Source organism: Ornithinibacillus caprae (assembly GCF_009728145.1).
GTDB lineage: Bacteria > Bacillota > Bacilli > Bacillales > Amphibacillaceae > Ornithinibacillus > Ornithinibacillus caprae.
Window position 1 is genome coordinate 1 of the sequence record NZ_WOCA01000006.1, and the last position, 18066, is coordinate 18066.

At 36.3% G+C, this 18066-nt stretch carries 22 protein-coding genes; 9 read left to right on the top strand and 13 right to left on the bottom strand.

The genetic code is table 11. The features are described from left to right. Window positions 1-357 precede the first annotated feature (357 nt). On the top strand, window positions 358-1389 hold the full coding sequence (locus GMD78_RS09135; protein WP_155668528.1) for an STAS domain-containing protein: 1032 nt from the start codon (window positions 358-360) through the stop codon (window positions 1387-1389). A gap of 49 nt (window positions 1390-1438) precedes the next feature. On the opposite strand, the gene GMD78_RS09140 is transcribed toward GMD78_RS09135, so the two are convergent. The 4 genes from GMD78_RS09140 to GMD78_RS09155 all read right to left on the bottom strand — a co-directional run bounded on the left by GMD78_RS09140 (window position 1439) and on the right by GMD78_RS09155 (window position 6232). Then, window positions 1439-1618 (bottom strand): H-type small acid-soluble spore protein, encoded by a 180-nt coding sequence (locus tag GMD78_RS09140; protein ID WP_155668529.1) that lies wholly within the window; start codon window positions 1616-1618, stop codon window positions 1439-1441. Between the two features lie 17 nt (window positions 1619-1635). Next, window positions 1636-1824: an H-type small acid-soluble spore protein gene (locus GMD78_RS09145; RefSeq protein WP_155668530.1), complete on the bottom strand. Its 189-nt coding sequence runs from the start codon at window positions 1822-1824 to the stop codon at window positions 1636-1638. Window positions 1825-1960: 136 nt separating this feature from the next. Next, entirely contained in the window at window positions 1961-2080 is a 120-nt protein-coding gene (locus GMD78_RS09150) for a DUF4023 family protein (RefSeq protein WP_155668531.1), read from the bottom strand. 69 nt (window positions 2081-2149) lie between these two features. After that, the gene (locus GMD78_RS09155; RefSeq protein WP_196493765.1) at window positions 2150-6232 is read right to left on the bottom strand and encodes a LysM peptidoglycan-binding domain-containing protein; all 4083 of its coding nucleotides are present in this window, start codon (window positions 6230-6232) and stop codon (window positions 2150-2152) included. A 201-nt stretch (window positions 6233-6433) separates the two neighbouring features. Between GMD78_RS09155 and GMD78_RS09160 the strand changes: the two genes are divergently transcribed. Further along, window positions 6434-7663: a hemolysin family protein gene (locus GMD78_RS09160; RefSeq protein ID WP_343042219.1), complete on the top strand. Its 1230-nt coding sequence runs from the start codon at window positions 6434-6436 to the stop codon at window positions 7661-7663. A 43-nt stretch (window positions 7664-7706) separates the two neighbouring features. On the opposite strand, the gene GMD78_RS09165 is transcribed toward GMD78_RS09160, so the two are convergent. From GMD78_RS09165 to GMD78_RS09190, 6 genes are all read right to left on the bottom strand, one after another. Continuing rightward, a complete protein-coding gene (locus GMD78_RS09165) occupies window positions 7707-8111 on the bottom strand; it encodes a hypothetical protein (protein ID WP_155668533.1) in 405 nt (134 codons plus the stop codon). Between the two features lie 151 nt (window positions 8112-8262). Then, window positions 8263-8994, bottom strand: coding sequence for an energy-coupling factor transporter transmembrane component T family protein (locus GMD78_RS09170; protein WP_155668534.1), 732 nt, complete (start codon window positions 8992-8994; stop codon window positions 8263-8265). A 10-nt stretch (window positions 8995-9004) separates the two neighbouring features. Further along, window positions 9005-9835 (bottom strand): DUF4198 domain-containing protein, encoded by an 831-nt coding sequence (locus GMD78_RS09175; RefSeq protein WP_155668535.1) that lies wholly within the window; start codon window positions 9833-9835, stop codon window positions 9005-9007. Between the two features lie 17 nt (window positions 9836-9852). Next, a complete protein-coding gene (locus GMD78_RS09180; protein WP_155668536.1) occupies window positions 9853-10269 on the bottom strand; it encodes a hypothetical protein in 417 nt (138 codons plus the stop codon). After that, window positions 10266-10895 (bottom strand): CbiM family transporter, encoded by a 630-nt coding sequence (locus GMD78_RS09185; protein WP_343042220.1) that lies wholly within the window; start codon window positions 10893-10895, stop codon window positions 10266-10268. The genes GMD78_RS09180 and GMD78_RS09185 overlap by 4 nt, the downstream gene beginning before the upstream one ends. 162 nt (window positions 10896-11057) lie before the next feature. After that, window positions 11058-11348, bottom strand: a complete 291-nt coding sequence (locus tag GMD78_RS09190) for a hypothetical protein (protein WP_155668538.1) — start codon at window positions 11346-11348, stop codon at window positions 11058-11060. A 275-nt stretch (window positions 11349-11623) separates the two neighbouring features. Here GMD78_RS09190 and GMD78_RS09195 point away from each other — a divergent pair, with 275 nt between their 5' ends. The 4 genes from GMD78_RS09195 to gerPC all read left to right on the top strand — a co-directional run bounded on the left by GMD78_RS09195 (window position 11624) and on the right by gerPC (window position 12895). Further along, window positions 11624-11851, top strand: a complete 228-nt coding sequence (locus tag GMD78_RS09195; protein WP_155668539.1) for a spore germination protein — start codon at window positions 11624-11626, stop codon at window positions 11849-11851. An 80-nt stretch (window positions 11852-11931) separates the two neighbouring features. Beyond that, window positions 11932-12156, top strand: coding sequence for a spore germination protein (locus GMD78_RS09200; RefSeq protein ID WP_155668540.1), 225 nt, complete (start codon window positions 11932-11934; stop codon window positions 12154-12156). 16 nt (window positions 12157-12172) lie between these two features. After that, window positions 12173-12373, top strand: a complete 201-nt coding sequence (locus tag GMD78_RS09205) for a hypothetical protein (protein ID WP_196493766.1) — start codon at window positions 12173-12175, stop codon at window positions 12371-12373. A gap of 42 nt (window positions 12374-12415) precedes the next feature. Beyond that, the gene (gerPC, locus tag GMD78_RS09210) at window positions 12416-12895 is read left to right on the top strand and encodes a spore germination protein GerPC (RefSeq protein WP_155668542.1); all 480 of its coding nucleotides are present in this window, start codon (window positions 12416-12418) and stop codon (window positions 12893-12895) included. 47 nt (window positions 12896-12942) lie between these two features. Here gerPC and GMD78_RS09215 read toward each other — a convergent pair whose 3' ends face one another. From GMD78_RS09215 to GMD78_RS09225, 3 genes are all read right to left on the bottom strand, one after another. After that, window positions 12943-13779 carry an ATP-binding cassette domain-containing protein gene (locus GMD78_RS09215; protein ID WP_155668543.1) on the bottom strand — a complete coding sequence of 279 codons (837 nt, stop codon included), beginning with the start codon at window positions 13777-13779 and terminating at the stop codon, window positions 12943-12945. Between the two features lie 245 nt (window positions 13780-14024). Continuing rightward, on the bottom strand, window positions 14025-15179 hold the full coding sequence (locus GMD78_RS09220; RefSeq protein ID WP_155668544.1) for an agmatinase family protein: 1155 nt from the start codon (window positions 15177-15179) through the stop codon (window positions 14025-14027). Window positions 15180-15280: 101 nt separating this feature from the next. Beyond that, a complete protein-coding gene (locus GMD78_RS09225) occupies window positions 15281-15778 on the bottom strand; it encodes an Hsp20/alpha crystallin family protein (protein ID WP_155668545.1) in 498 nt (165 codons plus the stop codon). Window positions 15779-15908: 130 nt separating this feature from the next. Between GMD78_RS09225 and GMD78_RS09230 the strand changes: the two genes are divergently transcribed. The 3 genes from GMD78_RS09230 (at window position 15909) to GMD78_RS09240 (ending at window position 17776) form a co-directional block, all read left to right on the top strand. Next, window positions 15909-16214 carry a hypothetical protein gene (locus GMD78_RS09230; protein ID WP_155668546.1) on the top strand — a complete coding sequence of 102 codons (306 nt, stop codon included), beginning with the start codon at window positions 15909-15911 and terminating at the stop codon, window positions 16212-16214. A gap of 240 nt (window positions 16215-16454) precedes the next feature. Then, a complete protein-coding gene (locus tag GMD78_RS09235; protein WP_155668547.1) occupies window positions 16455-17360 on the top strand; it encodes a hydroxymethylglutaryl-CoA lyase in 906 nt (301 codons plus the stop codon). 170 nt (window positions 17361-17530) lie between these two features. Beyond that, the gene (locus tag GMD78_RS09240; RefSeq protein WP_155668548.1) at window positions 17531-17776 is read left to right on the top strand and encodes a DUF3949 domain-containing protein; all 246 of its coding nucleotides are present in this window, start codon (window positions 17531-17533) and stop codon (window positions 17774-17776) included. Window positions 17777-18066 lie beyond the last annotated feature (290 nt).

The following is an 18066-nucleotide window of genomic DNA, read 5'->3' on the forward strand; positions in this document are numbered from 1 at the left end:
CTTACGAAGTAAATGATCTTGGGGTACTAAGTCTTCTATACTTACAAATTCCACTTCATTTTGAGTATTATTTCTAGTATGAAACACAGTTACCACCGCCTTATATTGTTACTTATATTATAACAAATTAACGCGGTGAATTGTTAAAGTATTCTAAATAAAAAACAGGCTGTCGAGGGTTTTTCGACAGCCTGACAATTGAGTATGTATATGCGATTGTTTTCTTTTTTCATGCTGGATTTTGGCTTTTTAATAAACAGCACCTTTTAAACATCAATATCCGTGCAATTTAACTATAATTTTGGAATAATTAAGATAAAATAGGCAGAACTTTTTGTAATAGAGAGGTGTTGTAGCATGAGCAATAAACAATCACAATTTTCGATTGGAGAACTTGATTTTCATTGGAATTTAGATAAAGGACGTCTTCAATTCGAAAACGATGATGCAGTGCTTTTCTGGATTGAAAGTGCAATGGGGACCTTAATTGATACAATAGAAGAGATTTCTGGTGAAGATGCTTCAAATTTGGTTTTGGAGACAACGGGATTTAGACAAGGGTTTGTAGTCGGAGAATATTTTCAAAAAATGAAAGAAGTAACCGTTACTGAAGCAGCGGAATTAGTCACGAATACATATGCTGCTGCAGGATGGGGCAAGTTTAATATACATTATTTAGACATGCAGGAAAAAAAGGTAACTGTACATCTAAAGGATAGCTGGGAGCATAAAATCTATAGTGAAAAAGGAGGAGAACGAAGTGGAATTTTAATACCAGCTCATTTCGCGGGTATTTTTACAGCCTTATTCGAAACAAATATTTGGTATGATGTAGAACATTACCAGATTGAAGGTTATAATTCTACTGTAGTTCATTATGAGCCTTCAGATATAACTGTAACAGACAATATTCATCGCTTAGCTAGAGAAAAAGAATTAGATGAAATTATGAAATTAGAAGCTCTAGTTGAGGATAAGACGAGAGAATTAGAGGCTCTGATAACTAAACTTTCTTCACCTATTATTCCAGTATTAGAAGGTATCGTTGTCATTCCATTACTTGGTAAATATGAAGAGAAGCGTTCAGAAGAGCTTCTTGAAAAAACATTGAATAATTTGCCACCATATAAAGCGGATTATTTACTCCTTGATTTAACCGGATTAGACGAAAACATAAATAATCATACGGTTAGTTTGATTGAGCGATTAGGTTCATCGATTTCGTTACTTGGAATAAAGACCATTCTTGTAGGTATTTCCCCTAAATTAAGTAGAGTTATGGTGCAACTTGGGGTTAATTTATCCGACTTTGATTGCTTTCATTCATTGCAGCATGGTATCCACTATGCCCTTGGGCAGATGGGAAGAAGTATAATTAAAACCAATTAAAAGTACTAAGCATTTATAGAAAATAAAACCTCCGCTATGGGAGGTTTTATTACTTTTCAAATAGTCTAGACAACTGCGCATCAAATTCTTGTTCGGGATTATCTAAAAGAAATACCCTTGCAGTTTCGTTATTGTTATTCACGTGTTGTATATAAACTGGTTTACCGTTATAAATTACATTTTTCATATCTGGAGATTGTGCAATCTCTTCCGCACGAAGCTTTTGCATTGTTATCCCTCCAAAATTTAGTAGGGTCCTTCTTCAAATAATCCATTAAGATCCACTTCTTGTTCATTATGCAATTCGTCAAGTGGAAATACTCTTGCTTTCCCACCATTCAATGGTACTTCTTGTAAATAAACTGGAATTCCATGATAAGAGACATTGATCATAGTCGGAGAATTGATTATTTCTTGTGCACGCTGTTTATCCATTTTTTCCTCTCCTTTTAACAACGTCTTATTTATAATTTTGCACGTGTAAGACGTTCCTATCCAGGGGAAATTATGGTTAATAAACCAAGGGTTTAAGTAAGAATAAAAGCCATGAATCAAATCATGGCTCTCCATGTTAATGACGCTTATTTGGTAATCGTTTTGCTTTATTTCCATTTGCTTGTCTTCTTCGATTTTGTTCATCTTTTCTTTTACGTTCATTAAACTTTTCTACAAATTGAGTAGTATCTTCCATGAGATTTCTCCTCCTGTGTATAAAGTCTTTAGCTATACTGTTTCCTTTTAGGAGGCGAAACATACATTTTTAAGTAGATGGGATTTTTAATACTTGTCCAACAAAAATGGTATCCGTTGTTAATCTATTTGCCTCTTTGAGCTGATCGACGGTAATGTTGTTATGAACAGCTATTCGCCAAAGACTATCACCAGATTTAACAGTGTAGGTTGCTTCTTCTAGTGATGGTTCGGCTTCGGCTATAGGATCATCTGTTGAAACCTCTGTTGTAGAGTCTTTTGTAGAGAACCATGTTGGATAAGAACTCCATATAGAGCGATCCTCTTGTCCGATACTCCAATGCCCAACCCCTTTTATTCCGTATTTTTCGACGAGAGCAATTTTGGATTGATAGGATTGCTCATTTTCAAACCATACCGTATACGTACCCGGAGTTAGTGCGCTTCCCATCATGTACATCTTGGGATCATCTTCTTTTATCGTAACTACTGCCTTTGCACTTTGAGAGGTTTCATCGAAAGTTACCGTATGCTCAAATTTTTCAAGCATTTCGCGAACTTGAAAATTCGATATTCCTTGTCCCCCTACAGCGTCACCCTCTTTCCAGTAGCGACCATATTGAGCTAAGCCAAAAACAATTTTATGTTTTGGTACACCTTGTCCAATTGCGTATTGAATCGACCTTTCTACCCAACCAATACTTGCAACGGATCCCGGTTCTGATCCAGGATAACTTTCGTCATATGTCATCATCATTAAATAATCTGCGTGTTTAGCTAACGCGTTATAGTCATAGGCTCCATGCCAGCCAATATTCCAACCGTTAGGATTTGCTGCAACGGCTACCGAAACTTCCTTAGAAGCAGGTAATAATTCGCGTAGCATACGAATGAAGTCTGTAAATTTTTCGCGATCTTCATGGGTGATATTTTCAATATCAACATTTACTCCATCTAAGTTATATCTCATAATAGCATCCGCAATTTGCCTGGCAGCAACTTCACGATTGTTTAGCATCGCTCTTCCGACTTCACGGTCCCAATGATTACTTAAAAATGGTACAACACGAATGCCTTGTTTATGCATGTTTTCAATAAATGTGCGGTCAACTTGATAGGTTAATTTTAAGGTGCCATCTTTATTAATGTCAAAATAGCTAGGTGAGACCGTGTTAAAGGATCGTTCTGTAGCCAATACGTTGTTCGTATAGTTTTTGATATCTCCAAAATACATGTAGCCAAGACTTAGGGTTGTGCTAGCTGTTACAGGAAGGCGAATTTGCTGATTAACATAGATTATATCTCCAGAAAGATTATTAATAGCACGAATCGCATCAATCGTTGTATTGTATCTTTTAGCAATTGCCGATAAAGTATCACCAGCTTGAACGGTGTAAAATAATGCATTAGGGGTAATCACTTCACTAATATTTCCAACCTGATCAGATTGACTTACATAAAAGTAATACGTGCTATTAAGATCTAGTCCTTCCATTGAAATATCCAGATTAAAAATTCCTTTTTCATTTACTACGTGTGAGACAGTTCTAACGGTATTTCCATCCATATCGGCGATTTCCACCGTTAATTGAGAGGTTGGTTCTGCGCTGCCAACCATATTAAATACAACCGAATCACCTGCAATTGCATAACCACTACGCAAAACAGTTGGAGTATTAATTTCAATATCCTTTTCCAATAAAATGGTTTTTGTTGAACTGGTGTTACCTGCACGGTCAACTTGAGTAATTTCCATGGTAAGTAGTCCATCGTTTAAATTGCTTAAATCTAAACCAACTTGAAAAATTCTATCTGTTGCTATTGCCTCACTAGTAACACTTGTTTCACCATCAGTAACTCTTAGAAACACGGTTACTGCATCTTCAGCCGTTTCTCCTTGGATGAGGAAGTCGTGTTGATTCGTATTATTTACAAAATTAGGCATATCGATGGTTGCTTCTTGAGGAGCGACGGTGTCTTTCATTACAACATGGGATTGCTTTTCACTTTTATTTCCGAATGTATTCGTTGCTTGAACAATAATGGTAATATTGCCATCTTCTAAGGATCTGATATCCATAGGTAACCGAAAGTTTCCTCGATCATCCGATGTTGTTGTTCCCCTAAGCGTAGTAACTCCATCTGTTAAGGTGATTTCAATAGTGGAATAGTCATCAACAACCCCATCAATCGTGTAGCTTTCTCCATTTTCACTGAAGATAATTGGTAATTCACTAATAGATAATTCAGGCGTATCGGTATTTTTGATAATGGTTGAATGTGCATTACTACTACTATTTCCTACAAGGTCTATTGACTGAACTTCAACATGTAATTCCCCATCCTGAAAGTCGGATACATTTACGGGGATGGAATAGTGTCCATTTTCATCTGTCTTACCTGTAATTTCAACACGTTTATTTTCTTCGTTCCGAATAATTGCATGGATATCGGTATTGCTCTCGGCATTGCCAGTGATTAAATAGGCTTCTTGGTTTTGGTTATTAATATATGCTTCACTTTCGATACTTGGAGCATCAGGTGCTAGGGTGTCCTTTTCTACATAACGAATAAAATATTGACTAATGTTCCCATAGGTATCTCTTTGTGAGGCTCGAATAGTTAGTGTACCGTCGGACAACTCATTTACATTCATAGTTAATGAGAAAACTCCATTTTCACCAACATTCGTTTCAACTGTTTTTTCTGTTCCTGTTTCATCTATAGCGGTAATGAATACGGTTGCATTAGGCTTGCCGGTTCCAGTAATGGAAAATGAATCGGAGGTTTCTTGATTTATTATTTCATTTGCTTCCAATTCAGGTATTTCTATTGCCGTTTCTTTTAGAAGAGATGTTTCATGTTTATCACTTGTTTGACCATGTTGATTTACTGCATGTGTGATAACGGATAAGCTTCCGTCAGATAGTGACGACAGATCCATGGTGGCAGTAAAGTTTCCAGAATCATCACTACGAATTCTTTCCTTAACCTCTTTGTTAGACTTATCATAAACGGAAATAACGATATCCATATTGGGTTCTGCACTTCCAACAATAGGATAGGATGCTTGGTTAGCTCCATGAACTGCCTCGAGTGAAGGTAGGATCGGAGCGATAGGAATCATCGTTTCTGGTTCGCTTTCCGTAGTCTGCTTTGGAATTTGTAGCTGTTGGCCAACAAAAATTCGATCAGAAGTTAGGTTATTTATGCTCTGGATTTCACCAACAGTCGTATTAAATCGTTTAGCAATAACTGAAAGTGAATCTCCTGCTACAACGGTATACGTCATCGTAGTCTCTTCTTCAGGAGAAGAAGTTTCTTCTACAGGATCCGGTTCGGTAATTGTTTTCTGTTGTGAAACAATTAAATGTTGTCCAATAGATATGGTGTTTGATGTAAGCTTGTTAAGCGATTTAATGGTGTCGACGGTTGTATCAAATTTTCTCGCAATACTATATAACGTATCCCCAGCCTGCACGGTATAAGTAGCGGTAATCTCTTCAACCTGCTGTGGTGGTTGTATAGGTTCATCTATATCTGGTTCAGGAGTTTCTGTTACAGTATTTTCCTCCGCTGCTTGTGTTGTTGTAACAGGAATGCGTAACTGTTGTCCAACAAAAACAGTATCTGTTTTTAAGTTATTAAATGATTTAATTGCATCGACCGTAGTTGTGTGGCTTTTGGCTATGCGGAATAAATTATCACCAGACACAACGGTATACGTCACATAAGGTAATTTTAACTCTTGACCTACAAATATTCGGTCTGAAGACAACTGATTGACTTCCTTAATGGCATCTACGGTTACATGATGATCTCTTGCTATAACAGATAAGCTGTCACCACTCTTTACGGTATATACTGCAAGAGGTTGCTCGATAGTGGAAGTAGCTTGGGCGGAAGCAGTTGTATCATCTCCTAGAAAAAGAGAAGAGACTAGTAAAGTCCCTACCATAATCTTCACATATTTTATTTTAACGTTTGGAAATTTCTCCTTCGCAAACCTTAAAAATTGCTTGCTGTACACTTCACGATCATTAGATATTCGGCCTAGTTCATCCGAAAATTCCGATAAGCCTGGATCTAAATAGACTACTAATGTGTATCCATCATCTACTTTCCTAAGCTCGTAACGTTCAATAGCTGTCACGCGGATCACTCCCTTTAAAAATCGATTATACATTAGTATCTCTGAATGTATTTTGGTCATTCAAAGATTCTGTTAGGAAATGCCACAAAAGTGTTTGCATGTTTTTATAATTAACTTTGCATACTTGTTAACATAGGAACAAAATTAGCGGGGAAAATAACCAAGTAATAAGTTTCCATTCTAAGGAAGGAGCTTCTTCGTGTGATTATTGCTATTATCATTTTATTATTCGTATCTCTTTTCTTTTCTGGTAGTGAAACTGCGTTAACCGCTACAAATAAAATGAGATTACAAACAAGGGCAAATAATAATGATACAAAATCAGAAAAATTATTAACTATTGTTTCAAGACCAGATGAGTTTATTACCACGATTTTGATTGGTAATAATATTGCTAATATATTATTACCTACTCTTGTAACAATGGTGGCCATTGATTATGGAGTAAATGTAGCTGTCGCATCAGCCCTGTTAACCATTGTTATTATAATTTTCGCTGAGGTAATTCCCAAATCGATTGCAGCAGCATTTCCTGATCGAATTGCTTATTTGATCTATCCGGTTATTCGTTTTTTGATTTTCCTTTTTAAACCACTTACGATTTTGTTAAATGGTATGACAGGACTAATCGTTCGGTTATTATCGAGAGGAGAAGAAGAGAATAATACCATCTCCAAGGAAGAACTACGTGCCATGGTAGACATTGCAGGAACAGAGGGAACTTTTAAAGAGGAAGAGTCTCATCGTATTAAAGGGGTTCTCGATTTTTATAATTTAAATGTAAATGATGCGTTAAAAACACCACGAGTAGATGTTATCGCACTTCCACTGCAAGCAACATACGAGGAAGTACGAGATATAGTCATTCGTCATCCATTTACAAGATATCCTGTTTATGAGGATGACTTAGATAGTATCGTTGGAGTTTTTCATTCTAAATTTCTTATTATATGGTCTACAGAACCGAATAAATCCCTTGAACATTTTATTGACAAGAACCCATTAATTGTATACGAATTTCATTCCATTGAGCTAGTTTTTCGTAAAATGATGCAGGAAAAGAAGCATATGGCAATTGTTTTGGATGAATATGGAGGAACAGAAGGGATTTTAACACAGGAAGATATTATTGAAGCGATGATTGGACTAGAGATTGAAGACGAGACAGATCTTGCAGGAGAATCTTTAATTGAAAAGTTAACTGAAACGGAAATAATATGTAACGGAAAAATCACATTACATCGTTTAAATTCACTGCTTCATACTGATATACCGGAAGAAGAGGATGTTTTGGCGGCATACTTATTAAAAGAATTTAATTATTTTCCTGAAGAAGGCGAGGTTCTCGAACGAGATGGTTTGATATTTTCGATTTTAGGTGTGGAAGGTAGGACAATCAAGCGAGTTCGCATCGTTAAGGATCTAAAGTAAGGGGGGATTTTATCCCCCTTCCATTTATGTTTGCGGAGTATTCTTAACTACTCTTTGAAAAGGTCTCTTTTACGACAATAGTTTGTGTGATCTTGGATTTCTTACAATCTGTAAAATCCTTTTCTTCTACTAATCCTAGCTTAATTGCTGATTCAAGCTTTTCTGTATCTGGGCGTCTTACTTCGACAATGAAATCGTTCAAATTTAACTCTTCCAATTTTTCAATGGTGTGATCATCATCGTAACGGACGGAAGAACGAATTTGCCTTTGTAGTTTATAGTTCCCTCGCTGTATTTCTCCTTTACTCTCCTTGCCAAATGAGTCATCCAAGAGTTCATGAAACTTTTTCTTCAAATAATTCATTTCCTGCTCAATATCTTTCTTTTGTTTGTTCAGCTCATAGTATCTTTTTATATCTTCTTCGGTGATGGTTAAAGCCTCCTCCATATTTGGAACCTCCATTCTAATCTAGTTGATTTATATGTATGAAGGAGGGGGTTCTTTCATGACTCGTAAAGTGAATCTTCAATCCGTGGGGGGGCTTACGCCTGTTATATACGGGATAAAATAGATAAATAATCTATTAAGAAAAAATCTCTTAGTTAAGTATGCTTTTTTCTACAACGATGAAACATAGAATTAATATAATCGTACAGGAAGTCTTAATAAGATCTAGATGACCGATCTTTTGCACATTCTGAAAGGTTAATTTCCCTGTGAAGCCTCGTGAGGCCATAGCTTCATACATTTTATCAGAACGTTGAATTGCTTTTGTAAGGAGTGACGCAATCAAATGACCATATATTTTTAAACTAGCAATCCGTAAACCTCCTGAAAAAAAACGCGATTTTGCAGCGGTAAGCATCTTGTCAATATCATCCAAAAATAAAAATACGTATCGATACGATAAAATTAAGATGGTGACTAAAACCGGGGGCATTTTTAATCCAACTAAACTATTCATTAAGTCATCTAGTGATTGGGTTTCTAGTACAATTGTAATTACCGTCATTGAAGTGAAAGCTTTTATGATAATAGCAAGGGCAAATAGTGCATGGTCTGTGCTGTATTGCCATAACAGGGGGACGGTCATAAGTAACAGAAAAGGTGTTATGATTAAATATCGTTTTAGTAACAGTGAAAATGATATTCTTATAAATAGAAAAAATATAACTACTAGAATATAAGTAAGTAATAACATAGAAGGAGTTTCTAGACTGATGACCCCAAATATATAGCAAATAGCTGCAATAAGTTTAGATCTAGCCTCCCAAGAAGTAGCCCCATTTGGAATTGCGGAAAACCTTCCTTCTTTGGATGCATTTTCCATGGTAACCACCTTAATTCAATTTCTTTCTTAGAAAAACTAAGGTTATAGCAGAACCAATTAATAGGCCTATCACAAGCATAGCTACAAGGGACCAATTACTTGTTTGGGGTTGTTCATTTTCGTCACTAGATGTATCAAGTAAAAATGTAGATGTATTGCTTATCACATCATAATCCTCACCGTTTATTGAACCAGATTCTTCCTCGATTAGATTTGCTCTAATGAGCCATTTACCTTCTGACTCCAACTCAAACTGAAAGCTACCTTTTTCATCCGTTGTAGTCTCTAAAATCTCATGTTTGGGTCCATATGCGATAACTGTAGCCTCACTAACAGCAGAGTTATCTAACAAAATATTTCCAGAGAAGGAACCAGTTGAAAAATCAGATATATCGGTGCTTGGAACAATCTCAAATTCCATATTAACTGCCTCTTCGGTGTTCGTATTTTCGTTTCCGACATGATGTACAATTTTTGCCATATGATTACTTAATTGTGTAACATCTTCATCCTCAGGGGTATATGTACTCTTTTCCCGAAGAGCCCAAAATGTGTACGTACCCTCTTTTTTAATTGGGACATAAGCTCTAGAATAAACACCTGCTTCTTCTAGGTTCAATTGTTCTACCGCTCCGTCTGGATAACGTACAAATAGTTGATAGTCGGTAGGGCTTGATTCACTAACATAGTCTCTAATATGTCCCCATAAGATGTCGACTCTCAACTCTCCACTATCTTCAAACTCATCAACTTGAATAAACAATTCGTGCGCAGATACTTGTGGTAAGTATATAAATAGGGAGCATACCACGATCAAAAAAATAACAAAAGATTTTCTCATGTTACACCTCTTAACACTTATTTTCTTTTGGTACGGAAATAGAATATAGAAGCTATAAAGCTCAAAATAGATAATCCAAGTAATACCTTAATCAACTTAGGGATCGTTTCCTCCTGGGCTTCATTACGTAACGAGGCAGCACGGTGTCCTAACCCATCATCCGCTATCATTCTATGTACTTGTAATTGCTTATCATACTCTAGGTAGCCATTTTCATCTACTTGTTTTTTCTCTATGAGAGCATTCCCGTTTTTATCATACAAAGTAACTTCAGCCATCTTTGCAGGTGATCCATTGTCATAGTGTACAAATATAAGACCATCTTCTGCATGATCGATTATCATTTTATGGGCAAATATTGTTTGTGGGGTTGTAATTAGGTATACAACTACGGAGAATAGCAGTATTAATATGGAACTATATGATTTGTTCATGTTTTTGAACCTCCTGTTTCCATGGAGGTATGTTTAAATAAACTAGGTCTCATTGCATAAAGATGCTTAACAGCAAATCCGGTTAATACGCCTTCAAGCAATGCTAGGGGGAAATAAGCCATTAAAACAATTTGAATAACAGAGAAAGCTCCATTCCCGTAACGTTCATTGGATAATAAAAGGAGTGTAATTAATAATAAAACTCCAATACAGATGGCAATGAATCCTCCAATAAAACCTTTCCAAAAGATTGGTATTTTCTTTACATATGTAAAGAACGAATGGACCAAAAGGGCTGGTAATGACATTAGCAGAAAATTAGCACCAAATGTACTGATTCCTCCATGTTGAAATAATAGGGCTTGGAGTATTAAACCTACGAATACAGCTAAAGGAGCTCGTCGGCCGAGAATTAATCCGAGAAATCCACCTAATAAGGGGTGGATAGAGGTAGGACCAATTGGAATATTGATTAAGGATGCAACAAAAAATGCACCAGATAGTAAGCTGATTTTAGGGATTTCCTCTTCTTTTATTCCTTTAAGGGAATAAGTGAGTACACCAACAGCCGCTATCGTAGTAGTTGCTGCAATCGAAATATTTAATACACCATCCGTTACATGCAAAAGCATCCCTCCTCACATTTAAAGATCAATACAACTAAATATATTATGTTTTTTACATGAATATGAGTGGGGTGTGTAAATAATGCTCGTTGAGTGTTTATGTGATAGTATACGTACACCACCTGTGAAGCATTTTATAGGTGGTGTACGAGTACTTTCGATTTAACGATGTGGAACATATTGCCCTAGCGTTTGTTGTGTATGCAACGTATGCGAAAAGCCTTTTGGATGGGGCTTTTTGTAATCGTCTGACGGCCAATGTAAAATGTTTAATTTATTATAGGTTACTGGTTGGTCTGGTGCATATGCACATACATTGCCTTTGTTTTTGTTGCCACCTTTAACTTTCTGTTGCTGTGGAAATTGAGACCATCCTTGATATGGAACATTTGTGTAGGGAATGCCTTGATTTCCGTAATACATAGGAACTCCTGGTTGGTAATAGTAAGTCAATCTTATCCCTCCTTGTTATTCTGTATATATGTATTCACGGATAGGCTCTAATGCTATTCATAGGGTTTGTCTAAAATAATAAAGTGAATCTTTAATCAGTGGGGTTTCCCTTCATCCCCACTGATTGTTAGTATCGCAAAGGTATGACCTAGAGGCCTCTGAACGAATCGGGCAGCCAGTAACTTGCGGAATAAATTTATGTTATGTACAATGCCTTCACAGTTTATTTGAGTCATGAATAGAATAATGTATTACAGCAAAGCAAGGTGGTGCTTATGGTTCCTACACACATTAATAATATATTCGCAATAAGAATTAATTCTGCTACTAGTAATTCTTCCATAAACTATGGAAATGCCGCACATAAAGGGCATCAAGCAAATATGAAGCAGAATACGGGGTATTGGCAGCCTGGAGATGCTAATTTTAGTCCATTACAGTTTAATAACTCCAATATATCTAATGATCCAGATGTTACGGATCAAGCACAGGCACAGGTCTAATATAATATAGTATTAATGGGGGGGGAAATCCCCCTTTAATTAATTAAATATAGTCGTCCATAGATATAAGGAGGCTAGGTATGAGTAGTCATACGAATAATATTTTTGGAATCCGCATTAATAATGTTGTTAGTAATGGTTCCGTGAATTTTGGTAATACATGGCATACGGGACATCAAGCCAATTTGAAAGTTAATGTAGGATATTGGCATAGTGGAGATGCAAACAATAGTCCATTGCAATTTAATAATGTGAATTATGCTAATGATTCCGATATAAATGATCAAGTGCAGAAGCAGTTATAAGAAAGGCTGATGTGATATGAATATGCAAATAAATATTAGAGGTATAAGAGTAAATACCATAAGTACATTAGGATCATTAAATGTAGGAAAAGTATTATTTGCTAAAAATCAGTCTAGCAAAATCCAACTTCCTAAATCGCATTTTGAGGATCAAGAAATGGAAGAAGAAGAAATAAAACCGCTTGTTCCAGACTTTCCCCTCCCCAATAAGGATTAATAGGTATTAGGATAGTATTTTTTTAGTTAGGAGTGTAAGTGAATGAGTAAGAATCAACCGCATTATTATCCACAATATCGATATCATCCATTCCCCTTTCAAGGAACGTATTTTCAAAGCCCTTACTTTTTAATGCCTAATATACAAAAACAGGAACAAAATAATGAACCAAAGCAGAAAGCTGAAGAAGTGCAACAGCCGTATAACATCGTTGAGCATTTGGAAAAAATTTATAACAAACTGAATCAACTGGAAGAGGAAAATAAGCAGATTAAAGAAGAGCTAGAAAATAAAAAAGCGATTAAAGTTGAAAATGTAAATTATAAAATTCAAGACTTACATGTGGAAGATTTATCTGGGGCATTGCTAGTTGGGCTAACCTCATGGAGTGATGCGGAGGAATTACAGGAGTTGCTGGCTGAGAATGGTCCTGTGATGTTTAACGATCTAAATACCGATGAGATGCAAAACAATATGGAGAACCAACAAATGCAAAATGAACAAAATGGAGAAAATGGATAAATCAACTTTCGTAGCTTTATATAAGGTATCGCTACGAAAGTTGGTTGCTAATATTCATACTTATCTTTTTCATTGAGTTGCTTAAAAAGTAATCGAAAAGCTTCTTGCTCATTTATTGGAAGTTTATTAGATGAAAACTCTGGAACCATTTTAAACGTTCTAGCAATAATAGGTAAGTGAAGGTTTGCTTCGCGAATATATTTTTCATCCGCTAGCAATTGATTATCCCCTACGGCTAATATTTTTCCATCCTTGAGTAGGACAACCATATCAGCCCAAGAGGCAGCAAAATTCACATCATGTGTGGATAATAATATGGTTTTCCCCATATAATGCAGTCCTTGCAACAAGCCAGCAATCTCATCTTGACCAGCTGGATCCAAGAATGCCATTGGCTCATCTAAAATAACTATATCTGGACGCATTGCAAGAATTCCTGCAATGGCAACTCGTTTTTTTTGTCCATAACTTAAATGATAAGGTGCTCTGTCCTTGTATTCTAGCATTCCTACATTGCCTAATGCGACTGTACACATTTCATTAATATCTTCCTCTGACATATGTAAATTACGTGGTCCAAAAGCGACGTCATCCCAAACGGTACCGGAAAATACCTGGTCATCTGGATCTTGGAAAACCAATCCAACCTGCTCTCTAATAAAATGTGCATTTTTTTTCGTTACCATATTTCCTAAAATAGAAATGGTTCCTTCGTTTGGTACTTTTAATCCGTTTAGGTGATGTAAGAGGGTCGACTTTCCGGCGCCATTTGGTCCAAGCAGCGCTACTTTAACTCCAATGGGTATTGTTAACGTTATATCTTTTAGCGCTTCTATACCATTATCATAACGAAAAGTTACCTTATTCATTTCAATTGCATTCATTAAGCTTTCCCCCTGTCTAACCTGTTTATAGTGGATCATGTCGTTACTAATGTAAAATGCACAGTAACATGAAACGATAGTTGGTGTATTTATATCGCTGCGGAAAGCAACTGCCCGTAGCGGAAATCACGTTGTTATTACTGCGCATTCTACATCAATTATGAATACTAGAAAAAGCAACAAGCAGTTTGAAAAAGTAATTAACAATGACATGGAGTCCCATCGAAGTTGGGACTCCATCATTTTTATGTGAACTTTTTACCTAGTTTTCCCGCTTTTACCATAGCTGCAAGAACATCAGAAATTACTCTTGTTCCTAGTAGTGCAGTTTGATCACTAACATCATATGGTGGAGATACTTCCACTAATTCCATTCCACAGATTCCTTCACTTGCTACTCGACTTACAAATTGAATTCCTTCTCTAGGTAGGAATCCACCTGGCTCTGGCCATCCGGTACCAGGTACAAAACCGCTATCAAATGAATCGATATCGACACTTAGATAGACAGCTTTAGCCCCCTTCCAAGCTTTTTCCAATGCAATATCCGCTATTCGATCGATACCATGTTTTTCTATATCTCCCATTGTGATGACCGTGGTATTAAACTTGCGAACATTTTTAACTGCTTCACGTGGAACTTGCCATCCGCCTATTCCAACTTGAACAAGATTTTCAGGTGGGGCATTTGGAATATTAGTGGCATGGAACCATGGTGTAGTGTGCATTCGTTCATCCATATCTTTTTCTTGTAGATCAAGATGACGATCCATATGAATGATCCCGACTTTTCCATCTACATTATCAGCAATTGCACGTAAACATGGATAACCAATAGCATGGTCTCCACCAAGCATTACTGGGAGTGTTCCTTGTGCGAAAACATGAGATACTGCTTTATAAATTTGGTCAAAGCTTTTTTCAATATTGGCAATGGTAAATACATCACCGACATCACACATCTTTAATGACTCTTTTAAATCCACTTGATATTCGTAACTGTATGATGTATACAATTTGGAAATTCTACGAATGGCTTCTGGGCCGAATCTTGCCCCTGCGCGATATGTTGTACCAATATCGAACGGCACACCAATAAAAGCTACATCATACTCACCAACACGTCGGACGTCTTCTAAAAATGGAGAACGTAAAAAAGTGGGGATACCAGCGAATGCAGGTCGTGGTTCACGTGTGAAAGTTGAAATAGTTCGATCACCAATAGATGGAGCTGCTTCTAATCCATAGCGAAGGGATCGCTCAATTTCCTTTTCTCCTTCAACCTCTGGAATTTTAGCTTCTTCTTGTGCCTTTTCAATTCCTAAAAGATCGGTCGTCCGTTCACTTTCTAAGGCTTTTTTTTGCCTAAAGCTTAATCCATGATTATCAAAAAAACCCAAATAAACACCTCCTGTTGCCTAGACCTTTTTGTTATATCTTTCGTATCGATTAAGTATATTCAGCATGAAGCTTATTTCATGCAAAAATATCTCGATATTCTTTAATCACTTTCCTCAAGATCCTGGATCTCAAGCTTTTTCAATGTTTCCTTCGTACGGATTAATCGATGTAAATGAACGTAGAGATATCCGTACTGGTAAGAAGCACTGATTTTGTCATGACGACAAGGGTATGGCAATTTTACCTTCCGAATAACTGGACCTTGATAGAGCTCTGATTGAATGGGGCGAAATCCTTTATGATTAATCTGTATATACCCGGAGATCTCCAGGGTTTTGTCATATACATCAATTTCAACATCTTCAAGCATTAATCCTGGTGCTCTAAATATAAGCAAAAGTTCATTTTCCAGTTCACACATGTCAACCTTCATACTAGAGGTATTGACTGAATTGGACTGATTATTATTATTATTATTATTATTATTGACTTCTGATCCTTCTTCATTGTTTTCTAGAAAATCAAAGCTTGAAAAGAAATCTTCGCCAAGGAAGTTTGGTAGTTTCTCGTTCCACTTCTTTGGCCAATATTTATTCAAAGATACCACTCCCTTCTGCCCAGTTATAGATAGTTTAGTATAGAGGTACTAAAAAGGTGCATGTATGTATATGAGTTATAACAAGATCATGAATCCCATAGGATATAGAGGAAAGGTAGGAGGTGTTCTTGTGGATGATAAGGTTGTCCAGTTGGAAAAGCGAGTAAGGGAAATGGAGAAAAATAATGCAACTTTTCAAGCAGAGCTAAAAGAATTAAAGGTAGAACTAGATCTTTCCATTAAAAAGACGTTAGAGTCCTTAACTACCAATCAAGGGTTTGCAGGTAATGAAAAAATAAATTATTTACAGGAAGTTAATGAGCAAATGTTTCAGCAGAATCTTCGACTGAGAAATTTAATTGAGAAGTGTATACAAAACCACATAGTACCAACTCAGGATCAATACTATGAAGCCTTACGTGAAGATACTACGTGATACCTTTTTAGTAAATTGGAATGAAACAGTAATATTCACACAATACCAGTTGACATTGTGTGAATATTTATTATATATTGTATTCAACAAAGTTGAATGAAACGAAACTTAATTGAATATATATGAATTAGATCTATGATGAAAAACCGATTTTGTATAGCTGGAATAGGATATAGGGAAGATGGAATTATCAGGTTATGAAAGCGCATTCATTTAGTGAAATGAAATGGAGGGGTGGAAATGAAACGTTGGCCAGAGGTTGTACAGATTAAGGAAGTCGGACCTAGAGATGGGTTGCAAAATGAAAAAAATCGTGTGTCAACTGCAGATAAGGTTGCTTGGATTAACATGCTATCTGAATCTGGTGTGAAGGAAATTGAGTTTTCATCATTTGTTCATCCAAAGTGGGTTCCTCAGTTATCTGATGCACATGAGGTTGGGAGAAGAATTAAAAGAAACCCAAAGGTTCGCTATTCTGCACTTGTCCCAAATAGGAAGGGACTAGAATTAGCACTTGGAGCAGGAATTGATGGAGCATCTGTATTTATGTCAGCTAGTGAGACACATAATCTGAAAAATATTAATAAATCTATAGACAACACGTATCCCGTTTTGGAAGAAGTGATTGGAGAAGCAAAAAAAGCGGGTAAACATGTAACAGGATATGTTTCTACCGTTTTTGATTGTCCATATGAGGGGAAAATTAGTCCAGAAGAAGTTATTCGTGTTTGCGACCAATTAATGGAGTTTGGGGTGGATGATTTATCACTTGGCGATACAATTGGCACAGCAGTTCCATCACAAGTAGAAGCGTTACTGGAAGCTGTACTACGTAGGTATCCAAAAGAAAAGATAATTATGCATTTCCATGATACAAGAGGAATGGCAATCGCTAATATATTATCTTCTATGGAATATGGTATTACTCGTTTTGATAGTTCGATCGGAGGGTTAGGTGGTTGTCCATACGCACCTGGAGCTGCAGGAAATGTAGCAACAAATGATATTCTTTATTTATTACATGGGATGGGAATTGAAACCGGAATTGATGAAAAGAAAGTACAAGAAGCTGCATTTTTTATCCAGAATAAATTGGGAAAGTCTCTTCCTAGTAAGTCACTTGCGTATGCTGCGGCTCAACAATAAAATAATTCTTCAATCAGTGTGGGTTTTACTGCCAATAATACACAGTATAAGAAAGCAGTTAAAAAAGTCATCCAAAAATACGTAAAGTGGATGGCTTTTAATCGTTATGAATCTTTTTCTTTAGACGATTCGTATGAACTATTATACTCAAGTTTAAAGGAGAATGTAGAATGGCTAAATTTATTATCCTTTCCATTTTCATTATTTATTTAATCATATTAGTCCCACTTCAATATCATAATTTAGTAGCGACAAAGAAAGAGTTACGAGAATCAGGTAAACGTCATAATGATCACAATGAAGATGTGAGCTTTGAGCAACAACAGCTACAATATAATTTACAAGGTAATCTCTTTAATCTTCCTGCGACACTAGTTGCGATGTTGATCTATAGGGTTCGCCATGGTGAGTGGTAGAATTACTAGGAAGCGTTTACACAAAATGTGTTGATTTTTAAATAGGAAAATGGTACGATCATTATACAAATTAATTATCGATCACATGTTACTGACACGATCAGGCATGGTGGTACTTTTAAGGAGACGTTTCAGACCCTCTTTATGTGCCCCCATGCCTTTTTTTGGTATAGTTATATTGCTGTTTTAGTACTTTTGGTGGGTAAATAATTCAAAGGTTAGTAAAATAATAATTCCGCCCTTTTTTTACATACTAGAAATAACAGTAATGAACAGGAAAGGAGATTGTC

Bases quoted from the DNA above. Each gene is read 5' to 3' on its own strand.
- GMD78_RS09195 (WP_155668539.1), top strand. From the start codon at position 11,624: ATGGTTCCTACACACATTAATAATATATTCGCAATAAGAATTAATTCT.
- GMD78_RS09200 (WP_155668540.1), top strand. From the start codon at position 11,932: ATGAGTAGTCATACGAATAATATTTTTGGAATCCGCATTAATAATGTT.
- gerPC (WP_155668542.1), top strand. From the start codon at position 12,416: ATGAGTAAGAATCAACCGCATTATTATCCACAATATCGATATCATCCA.
- GMD78_RS09175 (WP_155668535.1), bottom strand. From the start codon at position 9,835: ATGAGAAAATCTTTTGTTATTTTTTTGATCGTGGTATGCTCCCTATTT.
- GMD78_RS09150 (WP_155668531.1), bottom strand. From the start codon at position 2,080: ATGGAAGATACTACTCAATTTGTAGAAAAGTTTAATGAACGTAAAAGA.
- GMD78_RS09165 (WP_155668533.1), bottom strand. From the start codon at position 8,111: ATGGAGGAGGCTTTAACCATCACCGAAGAAGATATAAAAAGATACTAT.
- GMD78_RS09135 (WP_155668528.1), top strand. From the start codon at position 358: ATGAGCAATAAACAATCACAATTTTCGATTGGAGAACTTGATTTTCAT.
- GMD78_RS09235 (WP_155668547.1), top strand. From the start codon at position 16,455: ATGAAACGTTGGCCAGAGGTTGTACAGATTAAGGAAGTCGGACCTAGA.
- GMD78_RS09170 (WP_155668534.1), bottom strand. From the start codon at position 8,994: ATGGAAAATGCATCCAAAGAAGGAAGGTTTTCCGCAATTCCAAATGGG.
- GMD78_RS09140 (WP_155668529.1), bottom strand. From the start codon at position 1,618: ATGCAAAAGCTTCGTGCGGAAGAGATTGCACAATCTCCAGATATGAAA.
- GMD78_RS09240 (WP_155668548.1), top strand. From the start codon at position 17,531: ATGGCTAAATTTATTATCCTTTCCATTTTCATTATTTATTTAATCATA.
- GMD78_RS09145 (WP_155668530.1), bottom strand. From the start codon at position 1,824: ATGGATAAACAGCGTGCACAAGAAATAATCAATTCTCCGACTATGATC.
- GMD78_RS09215 (WP_155668543.1), bottom strand. From the start codon at position 13,779: ATGAATGCAATTGAAATGAATAAGGTAACTTTTCGTTATGATAATGGT.
- GMD78_RS09180 (WP_155668536.1), bottom strand. From the start codon at position 10,269: ATGAACAAATCATATAGTTCCATATTAATACTGCTATTCTCCGTAGTT.
- GMD78_RS09205 (WP_196493766.1), top strand. From the start codon at position 12,173: ATGAATATGCAAATAAATATTAGAGGTATAAGAGTAAATACCATAAGT.